This window comes from Geothrix alkalitolerans, from assembly GCF_022808885.1.
GTDB lineage: Bacteria > Acidobacteriota > Holophagae > Holophagales > Holophagaceae > Geothrix > Geothrix alkalitolerans.
Window position 1 is genome coordinate 852,844 of the sequence record NZ_JAKZLE010000001.1, and the last position, 17,796, is coordinate 870,639.

The following is a 17,796-nucleotide window of genomic DNA, read 5'->3' on the forward strand; positions in this document are numbered from 1 at the left end:
AAGTGCGATTTCCTGGCCGATGGACCGGCGAATAGCCCAGCCTGGCCGGCGAACGGGAGCGGCCGGGCCTTCAGTGGTGGCCGAGGGCACCCGTGGCGCTGAGCGCCAGCATCACCAGGCCCATCCCGAGGCAGTAGACGGCGAAGCCGTTGAGCTTCGGCTTCCGCGTGAAGCGGTCCAGGAGGCCGATGGCCAAGTACCCGGAGATGGCCGCCGCCAGGACGCCGATTCCGCAGAGCAGGGCGGGGGAGGCCGATCCTGCGGGGAAGGCCAGGTCCGCGGGCAGGGGCTGGTGTTTCAGGATGGGCTTCACCAGGCCCCGGAGCTCTACGGCCGCGGCGGCTGCGATCGTGGGCACGCCCAGTAGAAAGCTGAACCGCGTGGATTCAGGGAGGCGCAGGCCCTGGAACACGCCCATGGAGATGGTGGACCCGGAGCGGGAAAGCCCGAAACCGCCGCCGATGCCCTGGATGGCGCCCACGGCGAGGGCGTCCGAGGCGCGGAGGTCGCTGATCCCGCGCCCTGCCTGGTCCTCATGGCGCAGGTTGATCCGCTCGCGGCTCAGGCGGTTGGCCAGGTAGAGGAGGCCGGCGGTGCAGACCAGCCCGAGCCCGTAGACCCAAAGGTGCTCCTTCGCCGCCTCCTTGACCGCCTTGGTGGCGAGGCCGAAGACTCCTGTGGGGATCATGGCGATGAAGAGCCACAACGCCAGCTTCCGGCCTTCGGAATCCCGGCCCACGCAGCCCATGGCCACCTGAAGCAGTTCCCGGCGGAAGTAGATGATCAGGGCGATCAGCGTGCCCCCGTGCAGCAGGACGTCGAAGGCCAGCGGCATGGGCCGCCCGCCGAACATCAAGTGCTCCGCCAGCGTCAGGTGCGCCGTGGAGGATACCGGCAGGAATTCCGTCAGGCCCTGGATCAATCCCAGGAGGATGGCGTGCAGCAGGTTCATTCATGCTCCTACGATTCATTGAGTGTGCCATGCATGGTTGAATCTTCTTATGCGATCCATCGACCTCCGCTCCGACACTGTGACCCAGCCCTCGAAGGAGATGCGTGCCGCCATGGCGGCCGCGGAAGTGGGAGACGACGTGCTGGAGCGCGATCCCACCATGGTCCGTCTGGAGGGCTGGGTGGCGGAGCTGCTCGGGATGGAGGCCGCCCTGTGGGTGCCGTCGGGCTGCATGGGCAACCTCATCGCCCTGATGCTGCACCTCAAGCGGGGCGACCGCTTCCTGGCGCCGGCCCAGGCCCACGTGCTGGGGTCTGAGCTGGGCACGGCCGCATGGCTGGCGGGCGGCATGCCCGAGGCCCTGGCCTGGGAAGGCGGCCCCGGCCGGCCCACGCCGGCCCAGGTGACGAAGGCCGCGGGAACGCCCGGCCCCTATTACACCCTGCACACCTCCTTGCTCTGCCTGGAGAACACCCACAACTTCGCCGGCGGCGCCGTGACGCCCCGGGACGAGCACCGCGCCCTGGTGGCCGCCGCGAAGGCCGCAAAGCTGGCGGTTCACCTCGACGGCGCGCGGATCTGGCACGCCGCCGCGGCGCTGGGCCTTCCACCTTCCGCCCTCACCGAAGGCGCAGATACGGTGCAGGTCTGCCTCAGCAAGGGCCTGGGCGCGCCCGTGGGTTCCCTGGTCTGCGGGTCGAAGCCCGCCGTGGCCGAGGCCCGGCGGCTCCGCAAGATGCTGGGTGGCGGCGTGCGCCAGGGCGGCGTGGTGGCGGCCGCGGGCCTGGTGGCCCTGGACTACCTCCCCCGCATCGTCGAGGACCACGCCAAGACCCGGAGGTTGGCGGAAGGAATGCGGGCTTTCGGCATCGCGGCCCCCGCGCCCGAGACGAACATCCTGCTGGTGCCCGTGCCCGACGCTGCCGCGGCCCTGGCGGCCCTGGAAGCCGTCGGCGTCCGCGCCCTGCCGGTGGGATCGGCCATCCGGTTCATCCCCCACCGGGACGTGGAGATGGGGGACATCGAGGAGGCCCTGCGCCGCATCGAGCCCCTGGCCCACCTCCTGCGGACCGCCTGACCATGAAGCTCCGCCTGGTCCTCCTGGCCCTCGCACTGGCCGCCCTGGCGGCGGGCGGTTACTGGCTGTACCAGGATGCGCTGGTGCCGGTGCCGCTGGCACCGGGTGATGCTCTGTTCGTGCCCGGCCAGCCCGAGTTCGGCGAGGACGAGGCGGTGGTGGAGGCCCTGCTGCCCGCAGGCGCCGGCGTGGAGGCCTTCCTGGCCGCCCAGTCCGATCTCGCCTTGCTGGTGAGGGCGCCGGAAGGCGGCTGGACGGGACAGTTGCTGTCGACGCTTGAGGGGTCGCGGCACGGCCGCCGGTGGCGCCTCGTGGCGCGGCCCGGATGGCGGATGCAGGACGGGACCATGCTCGACGCGCCCCGGATGGCGAAGGCCCTCGAGCCCGAACTGGGAAACCTGGGGGGAACCTCCCGCCTGATCGATGGCGCGACGCTGGACCTGCGCTTCAGGACCCCCCAGAAGGGCCTGCCGGACCTGCTCGCCCGCTGGCGGGTCCCCGGCAGCGGCCCCTTCGTGCGGCAGGGGATGACGCTGACCCGTTTCGAGCGCTTCACGCCCGGGCGCCCCGGGCTGGCCGGCGTACGGATCAGCACCGATCCGGCCCTGCTGGAGAGCCGCGCCTGGGCCGAAGGCCTGGCCGCCCGCCGCTGGGCCTGGGCCGTGTTTCCCGGGCAGGTCGCCCCGGAGGACATGGCCAAGGCCCGCCTCGCGCCCTACGACGAGTTCCGCATGAAGGACGGCACCGTGTGGTTCCTCTCGCGTCGCATGCGCCGCTTGCGGCCGGATGCCTCGGACTGGACGAGCACACGTCTCTTCGGCGCCTGGCGGAGCAGCACCGAGCTGCCTTACGACCCGCTGGGGTTCTGACCTATTCCAGATTCGCGGATTACTTGCGGATCTGGAATAGGACGCCCTGGATCGTGGAACGACAGCAGATGAAGCCCAAAGGCACCCTAATGATGGCAATCTGATGATCGACGCTTGGGATCGTCCTAAGGACTATTAAAGATTGCTTGAGGTGAGCCGTGAGTTTGTCAAAAGAGGTGAAGAAGGGGCTACGGATAAGTGGTGGTCTACTGATCCTGCTCGTGCTGGTGGCTATAGGTGGCCTTCTGGCCATATTTCCTGGTCTGCGCGTTGGGTTACAAGCAAGGCTCGGAGATACAGAGTCGATGTTGAAAATGGGTGCGGTCACGCAGGAACTCCATTGGGATGAAGATGCCTGCGAGGCGGGAAATCCTCGGGGGTGCTGGTTGGTTTGGAACGTCAATCAGGATAAAAATCACAAGAAAGCGTTAGAGGCGTTGAAGCATGGTGCTGAATTGGAATTGAAGCAGAGGAGGGAGTATGCGTGCCTGTTGGAACTGACGCGGGTTCATGAATATGGGTTGCTGGGGCAGCCTAGGAACCCCCAAGAAGCCGAAAAGATTCGAAAACAGTATCTTGAGATTCACAGGGAGCTTCGTGCCAAAGGGATGATTTTGTAAGGGAATTCTTGCTTGGACGGTGGTCACCCAGTTACGACCCCATCCACTTTGGCCCTATTTGCTTCCTAAAGCCTAATTTTATATAATTCCATCATCGACCATTTGTATCTCGCCGCTGCCACTGGAAGCCACTCCCTCTTTCTGTCCGAATTTGATCGGCAAGGACCTTCTCATTTAGGCTGAGCAATCGCCAAGTCAACAGATGTCTGGCACCCACATCCTGGGCGGAGAAATGAGAATGAAGCGATTTCTTTATTTGGCTATGTTTATCTGGGGGGGAGAGGCGGGTGCGATTACCGGCGCGCCACCAATGAGCGAAGCTTTGGTGATCCCTCCAGCCAGAGTCGACTCCGAAGGTGGATCCCTGTGGTTTAACGTCAATGCCACATTGACTAAAGAAAAATTTATTAAAACGAGTGATCAAACAAGTGCACTTACGATCCGATCTTTGGATGATCTAGACATTGAACTCTATTTCTACGGTGGCCACTTTCTCCACAAAGGTCGTATTAAAGAAGAAATGGCGGCGGTCAACCGCAATTTCGGGAGGCACCAGTTCGAGTTGGAGCTCAAGGGTCTGGAAGCTTCAATCCAACAGATACGGCGGGACTACGCCCATCTGAAGAAGGCCGACATCGATCAGAAGCCGGCGGTCCGCGCGGCGGAAGCCCGGCGAGAGGAGTTGATCCAGGAAGGTCCTCAACCTAATGCATTTAACCTTTGGTACTACGGTGCCACGGGTGCCGTGAGTCCAGACGGGACCTACTTCTACTGCTACCAGACAGACCGGACGGAACCCCGCGAACTCTGGCAGTCCTACTGGGTCTTCGATGTGAAGACGGAGACCCGGCGCCCTTCCACCTTCAATTTCCGGGGCAAGATCGACCAGCCCTGGCGCATTTCGCCGGATGGAAGATACGGCCTGGTCCGCACTGGGGATCTGGATCTCGTCCTCTGCGACCCCCTGACGGGGGAGATCAAGAAGAACTTCAAGTATCCCTGGCATATCGAAAATGTCTATTTTTCGCAGGACTCCAAGTATCTCGTCCTCATCGGGGGCGAAGCCTGGATATACGAGATCGAATCGGGGAGGCGGATGGGAAACCTCTTCATCAACCGGGAGGGGGCTCATCGGAAGGGGCTCTTCAAGAGAGAGACCTGGCCGGGCCAATACGCGGAATTCAGCCCTTCGGGAAGGTACCTCTTCCAGCGGGCCTACACCACCGCTGGCGGCATCGGCAAAGATCTGTGGACTGCCGCCCTGCATTCCACCCATGTCATCTGGGACTGGAGGCGGGACCGGCTGGTGGAGAGCCTGCCGAAGGAGGCATTGATGCGGTTCGAGGGGTGGGGACCCACGGACGATCTGGTCCTCATCGCCGAGCCTGATCATGTGGCGGTGACTCATCTGCCCACGGGGAAGGTGGTGGCCAAGCTCATGCAGCCGCCAGGATTCAAGACCCGCCTCCAGCCCCTGACGGTGGACCACCGCACCCACGCGCGCAGCCTGTGCCGCCCCTCGGATGGGCTGGTGCTTAGCGATGCCCTGGCTGCTGACGGCTACTATCGGCTCATCCGATGGGACCTGGGGCCGTACATGGATGAGATACGGAAGCGAGTCGCAGCCCTTCCAGGGAAGCCTTGAACCTTCCTCGCCGGCTTTGACTCACTCCAAATTCGCCGCCTGCTCGCGGATCTGATCCAGGACGCCCTTGGCCTCCATGACGGCGCGGGTCATGGCGATGCGTCTGCACTTGCTGCCGGTGGTGTTGAGTTCGCGGAGGACCTCCTGGCACCAGACGTCGATGGCCTTGCCTTCCAGGCGGCCCTGGGCGAGGCGCTCGGCGAAGTCGTCGAGGTGGGCGGCGAGGCGGGTCAGCTCTTCGCGCACGTCCTGGCGCTCGGCGAGCACGCCGGCTTCGGCCAGCAGGCGCTCGGCGGGGAGCTGGCCGGTGAGGCGCGCGTCCTCCAGAAGCTGTTCGATGCGCTGGCGGTAGAGGCTGGGGAGTTCGGCGGCCTGCTGTTCGGCCTCGGCCTTGAGGCGCTCGTGCAAGGACCGCAGCCGGGCCAGCCCATCCTCGAAGAACGGCCGCAGGCGCTCGGCCTCGCGGGTCCGGCCCGCGTTCCAGAGCTCCAGCAGGGCGGCCATGGCCTCGCGCACGGGGGCCTCCAGCCGCTCCGCCAGATCCGGGTCCGGGGCCTGGAAGGCGCCGGGCACCCGGAAGAAGGCTTCCGCCGTCATGGGCGGCAGGTTCAGCCATTCGGCGTCCTCCTGCCAGCCCTTGGCGAGGGCGCGCAGCAGGGCGCGGTTCAGGCGGGGCTCAAGGGAGGGGTCGTCCTGCACCTCCACCGCGAGGTCGAGCTTCCCGCGCGACCCCGCCTCGCGCACCTGGGCGCGAAGGCCCGCCTCCAGGGCGAAGAGGGCGGGGGGCAGGCGCAGGCTGAGATCCAGCGCCTTGTGGTTGACACTGCGCAGCGTCAGGCGGAGCTGCCCGGCGGCCAGGGGCCGGACGACCTCGGCGAAGGCGGTCATGGATTTCATGGGCGGAACCTCGGATGCAGGTTGGCTTTCCAGGGTAGCGCCGGCGAGGAGGCTTCATTCAGCTGAAAACGCGGAACACGAAGCGCGCGAAGAAAAGCTCGAAGGATGAAAGGATGCTCTTCTTCGGACCGGCCTTCCATTCGCGGTCTTCGTGCATTCGTTCGCGCTCTTCGCGTTCCAGTCTTTCCGATGGATCTTAGTGCCCGCCCACGGCCAGCCAGGGCGCCTCGGCGCGGCGGCGGGTCTCGTAGGCCTCGATGTCGGCCAGGTTCGCCTCGCTGCGCTTGATCTCGTCCAGGCCCTCCAGCAGGGTCGTCTTGCGCGCCGGCTCGATCTCGAAGCGGAAGGACCTCCCGCCGCCGGAGACGGTCTGGGCCGGGAGGTCCACGGTGAGGGGGCCCTCCGCCTCCGCGAGCTGGGCGATCTGCTCCACGGGCAGGACCACGGGGAGGATGCCGTTGGCGAAGCAGTTGTTGAAGAAGATATCGGCGAAGCTGGGGGCGACGACGCAGCGGATGCCGAAATCGAGCAATGCCCAGGGCGCGTGCTCGCGGCTGGATCCGCAGCCGAAGTTCGGGCCCGAGAGCAGGATGGTGGCCTGCCGATAGGGCTCACGGTTCAGCAGGAAATCCGGAAGTTCCTTGCCTTCGGGGCTGTAGCGGATCTCGTGGAAGAGGTGGCGGCCCAGGCCCGAGCGCACCAGGGTGGTGAGGAACTGCTTGGGGATGATGAGGTCCGTGTCCACGTTGGCGCGGAGGAAGGGCGCGGCGATGCCCGTGAGGGTGGTGAAGGCCTTCATCGCTGCACCTCCATGCGGCGGACATCCGTGAAGTGGCCCGCCACGGCGGCGGCGGCGGCCATGCCCGGGCTCACCAGGTGGGTGCGGCTGCCGCGGCCCTGGCGGCCCTCGAAGTTGCGGTTGCTGGTGCTGGCGCAGCGCACGCCGGCCGCCAGCCGGTCCTCGTTCATGCCGAGGCACATGCTGCAGCCGGGCTGGCGCCACTCGAAGCCCGCCTCGAGGAAGACGCGGTCCAGGCCCTCGGCCTCGGCCTGCTTCTTCACCAGGCCGGAGCCGGGCACCACCAGAGCCCGCACGCCCGAAGCCACCTTCCGGCCCCGCGCGACGAGGGCGGCTTCCCGGAGGTCCTCGATGCGGCCGTTGGTGCAGGAGCCGATGAACACGGCCTGGATGGGAATGGCCTCCATGGGCGTGCCCGGCTCCAGGCCCATGTAGTCCAGGGCGCGCAGGATGGCCTCCCGTTCCTCCGCGTTGCGGGCCTGGGCGGGATCCGGCACGCGGCCCGTGATGTCGGTGACCCACTGGGGGCTCGTGCCCCAGGTGACCTGGGGGGCCATGCCGCGGAGGTCCACCACCACCTCCTGGTCGAAGGCGGCGCCGGGATCGGAGGCGAGCGTGCGCCAGTGGGCCACGGCAGCGTCCCACAGCTCGCCCTTCGGAGCGAGAGGCCGGCCCGCCACGTAGGCGAAGGTGGTTTCGTCCGGGGCCACCAGGCCCGCGCGCGCGCCGCCCTCGATGCTCATGTTGCAGAGGGTCATGCGGCCTTCCATGGTGAGCGCGCGGACGGCGAAGCCCGTGTACTCCATCACGCAGCCGGTTCCGCCGGCGGTGCCGATCTGGCCGATGAGGCGCAGGGCCATGTCCTTGGCGCCCGTCCACTCGGGCAGGTCCCCCTCGAAGCGCACCCGCAGGTTCTTCGAGCGGCGCTGGGGCAGGGTCTGGGTGGCCATGACATGCTCGACCTCGCTGGTGCCGATGCCAAAGGCCAGGGCCCCGAAGGCGCCGTGGGTGCTGGTGTGGCTGTCCCCGCAGACCACGGTGGTGCCGGGCAGCGTGAAGCCCTGCTCGGGCCCCACCACGTGGACGATGCCCTGGCGGTCGTCCAGGAGGGGGATGTAGGGCACGCCGTGGGCCTTCACGTTGGCTTCCAGGGCTTCCACCTGGAGGCGGCAGGTCTCGTCGGCGATGCCCTTCTCGCGGTCGACGGTGGGCACGTTGTGGTCCGCCACCGACAGGATGTTCGCGGGGCGACGCAGGGCGCGCCCGGCCAGGACGAGGCCTTCGAAGGCCTGGGGGCTGGTGACCTCGTGGACCAGGTGGCGGTCGATGTAGATCAGGCTGGTGCCGTCGGCGCGGGTGGCCACCAGGTGCTCGTCCCAGATCTTGTCGTAGAGGGTGCGCGGGCTCATGGGCTCTTCCTTGCTGGAGCGGGGTCGGGGTGGTCGAAGTCGATGGCGCGGATCAGGTCGAGGAAGGCCCGCGTGGCGGGGGACAGGGCCGCCTCGCGGCGGGTGACGATGCGAATGAGCTTCTCCACCTGGAGCTCGCGGACGGGGATCTCCATCACCCGGCCCTCGCGGACGGCGGCGGTGGTGGTCATGCGGGGCAGGATGGCCAGTCCGGCTCCCAGGCTCACGAACTCCAGGATGGTGGCGATGGAGGCCAGCTCCATGGTGAGGCGCAGGGGGGTGTTGCAGCGGGCGAACAGCTCGATGATGGCGGTCCGGGTGGGCGTGGGCGCGTTGTGGGCCACGAAGCGCTCCTCCCCCAGGTCCGAGATGCTGACGTTCTTCCGCTTCGCGAGTCGGTGCCCGGGCGGGACCACGAGCACCATGCGGTCCCGGTGGATGACCTCGCTCACCAGCTCGGGATGGAGGGCGTCGTAGGAGACAAAGCCCACGTCCAGCCGGCGCTCCAGCACCTCGGTGGGGATGCGCTCCGAGGTCTGGCGGTAGGCCTGGATCTTGATGGCGGGCCAGGCCTGCTGGTAGGCCAGGAGGATCCGGGGGAGCAGGAACTCGGACACGCTCTCGTTGGCGCCCACGTTCAGGCGGCCCTGCTGGAGGCCCTTCAGGGCCCCGAAGGTGTCGAGGATCTCCTGGCGCAGGTCGAACATGCGCTGCGCCAGGGGGAGCAGGGTGGCGCCCGCGTCCGTGAGGGTGCCGCCCTTGGTGGTGCGGTCCACCAGGGTCTCGCCCAGCTCCTCCTCGAGGCGCTTCAGGGCGAGGCTCACGGCGGGCTGGGTGCGGAAGAGACGCTCCGCCGCGCGGGAGAAGCTCTTCTCGCGCGCGACCACCAGGAACGTTTCCAGCTGTCCGAGGTCCATGGACCCTCCGTCGGGAAGTGTAGGGTTTTAAGTATTACTTATGTAATCATAAAAAAAATTAAATGTATTTATGGGCTGGATGGGAGGATCTTTTGGTGATCCCTCCGGCCCCGGCCGGTCCAGGAGTCCTTTATGGGCAGTGAGCGGATCGCCATCTTCGACACCACCCTCCGCGACGGAGAGCAGTCACCGGGCTGCAGCATGAACCTGGACGAGAAGCTGCTGATGGCCCGCCAGCTGGAGGCCCTGGGCGTGGATGTCATCGAGGCCGGCTTCCCCGTGGCTTCCGAGGATGACTTTGCCGCGGTGCAGGCCGTGGCCCGCGAGTGCCGGAAGCCCGTCGTCGTCGCCCTCTGCCGCGCCCTCCCCAAGGACATCGAGCGGGCCTGGCAGGCGGTCTCCGGCGCCGCCCGGCCACGCATCCACACCTTCCTGGCCACGTCGGACATCCACCTGGAGTACAAGCTCCAGAAGACCCGCGAAGAGGCCCTGGCCATGATCCGCGAGGGCGTGCGGACGGCCAAGGGCTTCACGCCGGACGTGGAGTTCTCGGCCGAGGACGCCACCCGCAGCGACTGGGACTTCCTGGTGGCGGTGTTCACCGCGGCCATCGAGGAGGGGGCGACCGTCCTCAACGTGCCCGACACCGTGGGCTACACCGTGCCGGACGAGTACGGCCGCCTCATCCGGTACCTGCGGGACAAGGTTCCGGGCATCGAAGGCGTCACCATCAGCGTCCACTGCCACAACGACCTGGGCCTGGCCGTGGCGAACTCCCTGGCGGCCGTGGCCGCGGGGGCCCGCCAGGTGGAGTGCACGGTGAACGGCATCGGCGAGCGGGCCGGCAACGCCGCCCTCGAGGAAGTGGTCATGGCGCTGTCCGTGCGCCGGGACGCGCTGCCTTACGAGACGGGCATCCACCGGGAGGTGATCACCCGCGCCAGCCAGACCCTCGCCAACATCACCGGCGTCCAGGTACAGCCACACAAGGCCATCGTGGGGAAGAACGCCTTCGCCCATGAGAGCGGCATCCACCAGCACGGCATGCTGAGCCACCGCTCCACCTACGAGATCATGACCCCCGAATCCGTCGGGGCGAACCGCACCAGCCTGGTGCTGGGCAAGCACTCGGGCCGCCACGCCCTGGGCAAGCGCTTCGAGGAGCTGGGCTATCCCCTGGACAAGGCGGCCCTGGAGAAGGCCTACAAGCTCTTCACCAAGCTCAGCGACCAGAAGAAGGAGATCTTCGACGAGGACCTCCTGACCATCGTCCGCGACGGGCTCGCGCACATTCCCGAGGCCTTCAAGCTCCGCGCGGTGCAGGCCACGGCGGGCACCGCCATGTTCGCCACGGCCCTGGTCACCCTGGCCGGCGAGGCGGGGGAGGCCACGGAGACCGCCATGGGCGACGGCCCGGTCAACGCGGTCTTCGCGGCGGTGGACAAGCTCACGGGCCTGAAGGGGAAGCTCGTGGATTTCCGGATGCATTCCATCACGGGCGGCGCGGACGCGGTGGGGGAGGTGTTCGTCCAGGTCGAGTTCGGCGGCGTCGTCCAAGGGGGGAAGGGCGCCAGCACGGACATTGTCGAGGCCAGCGCCCGGGCCTACCTGAACGCCTCCAACAAGGTGCTGTTCGCACGCCGCTCCGCCGAGACGCCCGCCGCCGGTCCCGTCCGCCGCCAGGGGGTGATGTGATGAAGGAAACCCTGCCGCAAGGCCTTGAATCCACCGACGCCAGGACGGACATTGCCGTCCAGGCCGCCGCGCTGCCCGCCCCGCCCCCGGAGGACGGGGCGGACCCTGACCAGTACCTCTGGGGAGTCTGAACGTGGAAGCCCGCATCACCCTTCTTCCCGGCGACGGCGTGGGCCCTGAAGTGGTCCGCGAGGCGGCCGCCTGCCTCGCCGCCGTGGCCAAGGCCTTCGGCCACCAGTTCCACCTGGAGGAGGCCCTCGTCGGCGGGGCGGCCGTGGATGCCACGGGCGATCCGCTGCCGGCGGACACCCTCGCCGCGTGCCAGGCCAGTGACGCCGTCCTGCTGGGCGCCGTGGGCGGGCCCGCCTGGGACCGCCACCCGCGCGAGCAGCGGCCCGAGTCGGGCCTGCTGCGCCTGCGACGCGCCCTGGGCCTCTACGCCAACCTGCGCCCCGTCAAGGTCCACCCGGCCCTGGAGGATGCCTCGCCGCTCCGCCCGGAGGTGGTGCACGGCACGGACCTGATGATCGTCCGCGAGCTGGGCGGCGGCCTCTATTTCGGAGAGCCCCGGTCCTTCTCGGAGGAGCGGGCCGTGAACACGCTGCCCTACACCCGAACCGAGGTCGAGCAGGTCGCCCGGGTGGCCTTCGAGCTGGCCGCCTCCAGGCGGCGGCTGCTGGTCTCCGTGGACAAGGCCAACGTGCTGGAGACCTCCCGCCTCTGGAGGCAGGTGGTGGATGAGCTGGCGCCCGCCTATCCCACGGTCAAGGTGAGCCACGCCTACGTGGACAGCTTCGCCATGGCCCTCATCACCCGGCCCCGCGACTTCGACGTGGTACTGACGGAGAACCTCTTCGGGGACATCCTCAGCGACGAGGCCGCGGTGCTCGCGGGCTCGCTGGGCCTGCTGCCCTCGGCGAGCCTGGGTGGTCCCGTAGGACTCTACGAGCCCATCCACGGCTCTGCGCCGGACATCGCCGGGAAGGACGCGGCCAACCCCATCGGCACCATCCTCTCGGCGGCCATGCTGCTCCGCCACAGTCTCCGGCTCGAGGTGGAGGCCCGCGCCCTGGAATCCGCGGTGGACCGCGTCCTCAAGGGCGGCCACGGCACCTCGGACCTGGGGGGCCTCAAGCACCACCACGGCACCCAGGCCCTGGGCGCCAAGATCCGCGACGCCATCCGCCCGCCCGGCGCCAAGGGTGCCCGGCTGGCTGACTCCGCCTACGCCTGGTGCGGCTCGCCCGAGGGCGCCCGCCACCATCTTTGAACCCTCGACCCGGAACCCGACCCATGCTCCCCGTCTCCGCCTCCGCCGACGCGACCCCCACCTTCGTGGTAGGGACCATCGGCGTGATTGGCGGGCTGCCTGGGCTGGTGCTGCGGCTCACGGGCTAGGGGCGGGACGGCAGCATCCAGATCCCGGCCCCGCACCCAGGCGGGGCCTTTCCACATCGGCCCGGCTCCTTCGACCCGACCTCTTCGATTTCGATTCACCTGAGGACCCCCATGACTCCCCGATATGGCCTGACTTCACGGTTGACTTTTCCCGCGCCATCCCCAAGACTCGTCGCCCATGAGCCTTTCCCACCTCGACCACTCGGCAGCTGCGGCGATCTCGTCCGCAGTGGCGCGCCCCGTGGCCGACCTGGTGGCCATTCCCGCCGTGCTGATGATTAGCGGCGAGGTGGGGGCCTCCTAGACGTTCTCGGAACCAACCGAAACCGGCCCCGCACCTCGAACGATGCGGGCCCTTTTCACATCTGGTCCTGCACCCCGAGGTCGGTGGCCTTCCACAGAGGAAGACCATGTCAGACACAGGACAACCGCTCAACCGCCGCAGCCGGGTCATCACCCAGGGCCCCGACCGCGCCCCGGCCCGGGCCATGCTCAAGGCCATCGGCTTCACGGACGAGGACCTGGCGAAGCCCATCATCGGCATCGCGAACACCTGGACCGAGATCGGCCCCTGCAACTACCACTTGCAGGCGCTGGCGGAGCGCGTGAAGGCCGGCGTCCGCGCCGCGGGCGGCACGCCCATGGAATTCTGCACGGTCTCCATCAGCGACGGCATCACCATGGGCACCGAGGGCATGAAGGCCTCCCTGGTGAGCCGCGAGGTCATCGCCGACTCCATCGAGCTGGTGGCCCGGGGCAACGCCTTCGACGGCCTGGTCTGCCTCTCGGGCTGCGACAAGACCAACCCCGGCGTGGCCATGGCCCTGGCCCGCCTCGACATCCCGGGCTTGATCCTCTATGGCGGCTCCACGGCCTCGGGGCACTGCGGCGGCAAGGACCTCACGGTGCAGGACGTCTTCGAGGCGGTGGGCGCCCACAGCGCCGGCAAGCTGGACGACGCGGGCCTCAAGGAGGTGGAGGATGCGGCCTGTCCCGGCGCCGGTGCCTGTGGCGGCCAGTTCACCGCCAACACCATGTCCGCCAGCCTGGAGCTCATCGGCCTGAGCCCCATGGGCCTCAACGGCATCCCCGCGGAGGATCCCCGCAAGGGCGAGGCCGCCGAGACCTGCGGGCGCCTGGTGATGGAGCTGCTGAAGCGCGACCTGCGCCCCAGCGCCATCCTCACCCGCGAGGCTTTCGAGAACGCCGTGGCGGCCGTGGCGGCCACGGGCGGCTCCACCAACGCCGTGCTGCACTACCTGGCCCTGGCCCGGGAGGCGGGCGTGCCCTTCACGCTGGAGGACTTCGACTGCGTCAGCACGCGCACCCCGCTGCTGGCGGACATGAAGCCCGGCGGGCGGTTCATGGCCCCGGACCTCCACGCCGCGGGCGGCATCCGCCTGGTGGCCAGCCGCCTGCTGGAGGGCGGCCTCATCCACGGCGCGGCCCTGACTGTGACCGGCCGCACGCTGGGCGAGGAGCTGGCCGGCGCGGCGGAAACGCCCGGGCAGGAGGTGGTGCGCCCCTTTGACCGGCCCCTGAAGTCCACCGGCGGCCTCGTGATCCTGAGGGGCAGCCTGGCGCCGGAGGGCTGCGTCATCAAGGTGGCGGGCCACGAGCGCCTGCACCACACGGGCCCGGCGCGGGTCTTCGAGCACGAGGAGGACGCCTTCGCCGCCGTGCAGGCGGGCCGCATCGATCCCGGCGACGTGGTGGTGATCCGCTACGAGGGCCCGAAGGGCGGCCCCGGCATGCGCGAGATGCTGGGCGTCACGGCGGCCCTGGTGGGCGCGGGCCTCGGCGAGTCCGTGGCACTCCTCACCGACGGCCGGTTCTCAGGGGCCACCCGGGGTCTCATGGCGGGCCATGTGGCCCCGGAAGCGGCCGTGGGCGGCCCCATCGCCCTGGTGCGCGAGGGGGACACGGTGGTCTTTGACATTCCCACCCGGCGGCTGGACCTGAAGGTGCCCGAAGACGAGCTGGCCCGGCGCCGGGCCGAGTGGAAGGCCCCGGCGCCGCGCTACCGGACGGGCGTTTTCGCCAAGTACGCCGCCACGGTCGCCAGCGCGGCCGAGGGCGCCATCACCCTGGCCCAGTGAAGGAGGGACCGTGAGCAAAGCGGGAACGCACACCGGGGCCCAGCTCATCTGGGAATGCCTGACGCGGGAGGGCGTCACCACCGTCTTCGGCTATCCGGGCGGGGCCATCCTGCCCGCCTACGACGCCATGGTGGACTTCTCCATCCGGCACGTGCTGGTGCGCCACGAACAGAGCGCCGTGCACATGGCGGACGGCTATGCCCGGGCCTCGGGCCGCGTGGGCGTGGTGGTGGCGACCTCCGGTCCCGGCGCCACCAACCTGGTGACGGGTTTGGCCACGGCCATGATGGACTCCACGCCCCTGGTGGCCATCACGGGGCAGGTGGGCTCCGGTGTGCTGGGGACGGATGCCTTCCAGGAGGTGGACATCACGGGCATCACGCTGCCCGTCACCAAGCACAACTACCTGGTGACCAGGGCGGAGGACATCGTGCCCGCCCTTCGGGAGGCCTTCGCCGTGGCGAAGAGCGGCCGCCCCGGCCCCGTGCTGGTGGACATCACGAAGGACGCCCAGCAGGGCCGGGCGGACCTTGACTGGGAGACCGCGGAGCCCATCCGGCACCTGCGCCACCTGCCTCCCCCGCTGGATTCCGAGGCCCTGGCCCGGGCCCTGGAGCTGATTCGCCACGCCAAGCGGCCCATCATCCTGGCGGGCCATGGCATCCAGATGTCCGGCGCCAGGGCCGAGGTGCTCACCCTGGCCGAGCGGGCCGACATCCCCTTCGCCCTGACCCTCCTGGGCCTGGGCGCCGTGCCCGCCACCCATCCCCTCAGTCTCGGCATGATGGGCATGCACGGCGAGGCCTGGGTGAACAAGGCCATCCAGGAGGCGGACCTGCTGCTGGCCTTTGGCATGCGCTTCGACGATCGCGTGACCGGCAAGCTCAAGGAGTACGCCCCCCATGCGAAGAAGATCCACATCGACATCGACGCCAGCGAGCTGGGGAAGAACGTGACCGTGGACGTGGCCATCGCCGGGGACCTGCTCACGGTCCTGCGGGCCCTGCTGCCGGACATCCCCGTGGCGGACCGCTCCAAGTGGCTGAAGCAGATCCGCGGCTGGCGCGGCGATTCCGCCGTGCGCGACATCAAGAACCTGCCCGATGACGGCCACCTCTACGCGGCCCACGTGATGCACGACCTCTGGCGCCTCACGGGCGGGAACGCCGTGGTGGTGACGGACGTGGGCCAGCACCAGATGTGGGAGGCGCAGTACTACCACCACGACGCGGAGCGCAGCCTCATCACCAGCGGGGGCGCCGGGACCATGGGCTTCGCCCTCCCGGCCGCCATCGGCGCCAAGCTGGCCCGGCCCGAGGCCGAGGTCTGGGTGGTGGCCGGGGACGGCGGCTTCCAGATGACCTTCGCCGAGCTGATGACCGCCGTGCAGGAGGGCGTGAAGGTGAACATCGCCATCATCAACAACGGCTTCCTCGGCATGGTCCGCCAGTGGCAGGCCCTGTTCTACGAGGGCCGCTACGCCGCGACGCCCATCCTGTCGCCGGACTTCGTGAAGCTGGCCGGGGCCTTCGGCATCCATGGCCAGCGCGTGGACACGCGGGTGGACCTCGCCGGTGCCGTGGCCGAGGCCCGGGCCGTCGAGGGCACGGCTCTCATCGAGTTCCGGGTGGAGCAGGAGGACAGCGTCTATCCCATGGTCCCCGCCGGCGCTGCCCTGCACGAGATGATCCGCCGTCCCAGTTCCCAGGTCGGCGCCAGTGCCATCGCCGAAACCGGGTCCGACCCCGTCTGAAAGGAATCCCATGCCCCATGTGCTCGTGGTCTACACCGATGATGAACCGGGCGTGCTGACGCGGGTGGCCTCGCTGTTCCGCCGCCGCGGGTTTAACATCCACTCGCTCACCGTGGGCCCCACGGAGCGACCCCGCCAGTCCCGCATGACCGTCGTCGTGGACGCCGAAGAAGCCACCGTGCGATTGGCGGTGGAGCACCTCAAGAAGCAGGTGAGCGTCCTCGAGGTCCAGCAGCTGGGGGACCGGCCCAAGGTGGTTCGGGACCTGGCCCTCATCCGGGTGGCGGCAGGTTTGGAAGTGCGATCTGAGGTCCTCCAGCTCGCCCAGGTCTTCCGGGCCAACGTGGTGGACATTGCCGGCGACAGCCTCGCCATCGAATGCACCGGCGGCCCCGACAAGATCGACGCCCTGGTGGACGCCCTGCGGCCCTTCGGGATCCTCGAGCTGGGCCGAACCGGGGCCGTCGCCATGGCCCGCGGCCCGCGGGCCTCGCCGGAAGTCCCCCGTCGCGCCCCCACCCCCGCGCCCAGCAACCAGGCCATGTCCGTCTGACCCTTCCTTCCACCCACCGCCCATCCACCCAAGGAGCCTCCCATGGCCAAGATCCACTACGACGCCGACCTCGGCCTCATCCGCGCCCGCAAGGTCGCCATCCTGGGCTACGGCTCCCAAGGCCACGCCCACGCGCTCAACCTCAAGGACAGCGGGGTCCACGTCCGCGTGGGCCTCCCCGCCGGTTCCGCCTCCCGCGCCAAGGCAGAAGCCCAGGGCCTCACCGTCACCACCCCCGCCGAGGCCGCGGCCTGGGCGGACGTGGTCATGGTGCTCACGCCGGATACGGGCCAGGCGGCGCTCTACCAGGAATCCATCGCGCCCCACCTCACCCCGGGCAAGACGCTGATGTTCGCCCACGGCTTCAACATCCGCTACGGCTGCATCGAGGTGCCCGCGGGCGTGGACGTGAGCCTGGCGGCCCCGAAGAGCCCGGGCCACCGCGTCCGCGAGGTCTTCGTGGAAGGGGGCGGCACGCCGGGCCTCGTGGCCGTCCACCAGGACGCCAGCGGGCAGGCCCTGGCGGTGGCGCTCTCCTACGCCGCGGCCATCGGCCTGACCCGGGCGGGCGTGCTGGAGACCACCTTCACCGAGGAGACCGAGACGGACCTCTTCGGCGAGAAGGCGGTGCTCTGCGGCGGCACCAGCGCCCTGGTGAAGGCCGGCTTCGAGACCCTGGTGGAAGCGGGCTACCAGCCCGAGATCGCCTACTTCGAGTGCCTGCACGAGCTGAAGCTCATCGTGGACCTGATGCAGCGGGGCGGCCTCAGCTACATGCGCTACAGCATCAGCGACACCGCCGAATACGGCGACTACACCGGGGGCCCCCGCATCGTGACCGCCCAGACCAAGGCGGAGATGAAGGAGATCCTGAAGGAGATCCAGGATGGCCGCTACGCTGAGGCCTGGCTGGAGGAGAACCGCACCGGAAGGAAGTGGTTCGAGGCCCAGCGGGCCGCCGACTACGACCATCCGCTGGAGCAGGTAGGTCGCGAGCTGCGCCGCATGATGCCCTTCCTGGATCCCGTCGAGGTTCCGGCCCCGGCCCCGGCCGCCAAGGGCTGACAAAACAGCTTTTAAAGCTGTGCCATTCCCTACTGCGAGATCCGGCG

General features: G+C 68.7%; 17 protein-coding genes. 12 read left to right on the plus strand and 5 right to left on the minus strand.

Annotation, left to right across the window (positions count from 1 at the left end):
* Positions 1-70 precede the first annotated feature (70 nt).
* Positions 71-952: an undecaprenyl-diphosphate phosphatase gene (locus MLJ35_RS03760; RefSeq protein ID WP_243383078.1), complete on the minus strand. Its 882-nt coding sequence runs from the start codon at positions 950-952 to the stop codon at positions 71-73.
* 49 nt (positions 953-1,001) lie between these two features.
* Here MLJ35_RS03760 and MLJ35_RS03765 point away from each other — a divergent pair, with 49 nt between their 5' ends.
* The 4 genes from MLJ35_RS03765 to MLJ35_RS03780 all read left to right on the plus strand — a co-directional run bounded on the left by MLJ35_RS03765 (position 1,002) and on the right by MLJ35_RS03780 (position 5,164).
* Complete coding sequence (locus MLJ35_RS03765) at positions 1,002-2,030, plus strand: GntG family PLP-dependent aldolase (RefSeq protein ID WP_243383080.1); 1,029 nt, start codon at positions 1,002-1,004, stop codon at positions 2,028-2,030.
* 2 nt (positions 2,031-2,032) lie between these two features.
* Positions 2,033-2,899, plus strand: a complete 867-nt coding sequence (locus tag MLJ35_RS03770; protein ID WP_243383082.1) for a periplasmic substrate-binding domain-containing protein — start codon at positions 2,033-2,035, stop codon at positions 2,897-2,899.
* 158 nt (positions 2,900-3,057) lie between these two features.
* Positions 3,058-3,519, plus strand: coding sequence for a hypothetical protein (locus tag MLJ35_RS03775; protein ID WP_243383083.1), 462 nt, complete (start codon positions 3,058-3,060; stop codon positions 3,517-3,519).
* 238 nt (positions 3,520-3,757) lie between these two features.
* Entirely contained in the window at positions 3,758-5,164 is a 1,407-nt protein-coding gene (locus tag MLJ35_RS03780; protein ID WP_243383084.1) for a hypothetical protein, read from the plus strand.
* Positions 5,165-5,185: 21 nt separating this feature from the next.
* On the opposite strand, the gene MLJ35_RS03785 is transcribed toward MLJ35_RS03780, so the two are convergent.
* From MLJ35_RS03785 to MLJ35_RS03800, 4 genes are all read right to left on the minus strand, one after another.
* On the minus strand, positions 5,186-6,061 hold the full coding sequence (locus MLJ35_RS03785) for a YicC family protein (protein ID WP_243383085.1): 876 nt from the start codon (positions 6,059-6,061) through the stop codon (positions 5,186-5,188).
* Between the two features lie 196 nt (positions 6,062-6,257).
* A complete protein-coding gene (gene leuD / locus MLJ35_RS03790; RefSeq protein WP_243383087.1) occupies positions 6,258-6,860 on the minus strand; it encodes a 3-isopropylmalate dehydratase small subunit in 603 nt (200 codons plus the stop codon).
* Entirely contained in the window at positions 6,857-8,269 is a 1,413-nt protein-coding gene (gene leuC / locus MLJ35_RS03795; RefSeq protein WP_243383088.1) for a 3-isopropylmalate dehydratase large subunit, read from the minus strand. Before leuC ends, leuD begins: the two co-directional genes overlap by 4 nt.
* The gene (locus MLJ35_RS03800) at positions 8,266-9,186 is read right to left on the minus strand and encodes a LysR family transcriptional regulator (protein WP_243383089.1); all 921 of its coding nucleotides are present in this window, start codon (positions 9,184-9,186) and stop codon (positions 8,266-8,268) included. Before MLJ35_RS03800 ends, leuC begins: the two co-directional genes overlap by 4 nt.
* Before the next feature lie 132 nt (positions 9,187-9,318).
* Between MLJ35_RS03800 and MLJ35_RS03805 the strand changes: the two genes are divergently transcribed.
* From MLJ35_RS03805 to ilvC, 8 genes are all read left to right on the plus strand, one after another.
* Positions 9,319-10,881: a 2-isopropylmalate synthase gene (locus MLJ35_RS03805; RefSeq protein ID WP_243383090.1), complete on the plus strand. Its 1,563-nt coding sequence runs from the start codon at positions 9,319-9,321 to the stop codon at positions 10,879-10,881.
* Entirely contained in the window at positions 10,881-11,012 is a 132-nt protein-coding gene (locus MLJ35_RS15815; RefSeq protein ID WP_275976300.1) for a hypothetical protein, read from the plus strand. Before MLJ35_RS03805 ends, MLJ35_RS15815 begins: the two co-directional genes overlap by 1 nt.
* A gap of 2 nt (positions 11,013-11,014) precedes the next feature.
* Positions 11,015-12,151 carry a 3-isopropylmalate dehydrogenase gene (leuB, locus tag MLJ35_RS03810; protein WP_243383092.1) on the plus strand — a complete coding sequence of 379 codons (1,137 nt, stop codon included), beginning with the start codon at positions 11,015-11,017 and terminating at the stop codon, positions 12,149-12,151.
* A gap of 306 nt (positions 12,152-12,457) precedes the next feature.
* The gene (locus MLJ35_RS15820; RefSeq protein WP_275976301.1) at positions 12,458-12,583 is read left to right on the plus strand and encodes a hypothetical protein; all 126 of its coding nucleotides are present in this window, start codon (positions 12,458-12,460) and stop codon (positions 12,581-12,583) included.
* A 106-nt stretch (positions 12,584-12,689) separates the two neighbouring features.
* Positions 12,690-14,378, plus strand: coding sequence for a dihydroxy-acid dehydratase (gene ilvD / locus MLJ35_RS03815; RefSeq protein WP_243383093.1), 1,689 nt, complete (start codon positions 12,690-12,692; stop codon positions 14,376-14,378).
* Between the two features lie 10 nt (positions 14,379-14,388).
* Positions 14,389-16,131 carry a biosynthetic-type acetolactate synthase large subunit gene (ilvB, locus tag MLJ35_RS03820; protein ID WP_243383094.1) on the plus strand — a complete coding sequence of 581 codons (1,743 nt, stop codon included), beginning with the start codon at positions 14,389-14,391 and terminating at the stop codon, positions 16,129-16,131.
* 10 nt (positions 16,132-16,141) lie between these two features.
* Complete coding sequence (gene ilvN, locus MLJ35_RS03825; protein ID WP_243320771.1) at positions 16,142-16,684, plus strand: acetolactate synthase small subunit; 543 nt, start codon at positions 16,142-16,144, stop codon at positions 16,682-16,684.
* A gap of 42 nt (positions 16,685-16,726) precedes the next feature.
* A complete protein-coding gene (gene ilvC, locus MLJ35_RS03830) occupies positions 16,727-17,749 on the plus strand; it encodes a ketol-acid reductoisomerase (protein WP_243320772.1) in 1,023 nt (340 codons plus the stop codon).
* The last annotated feature ends 47 nt before the right edge of the window (positions 17,750-17,796 follow it).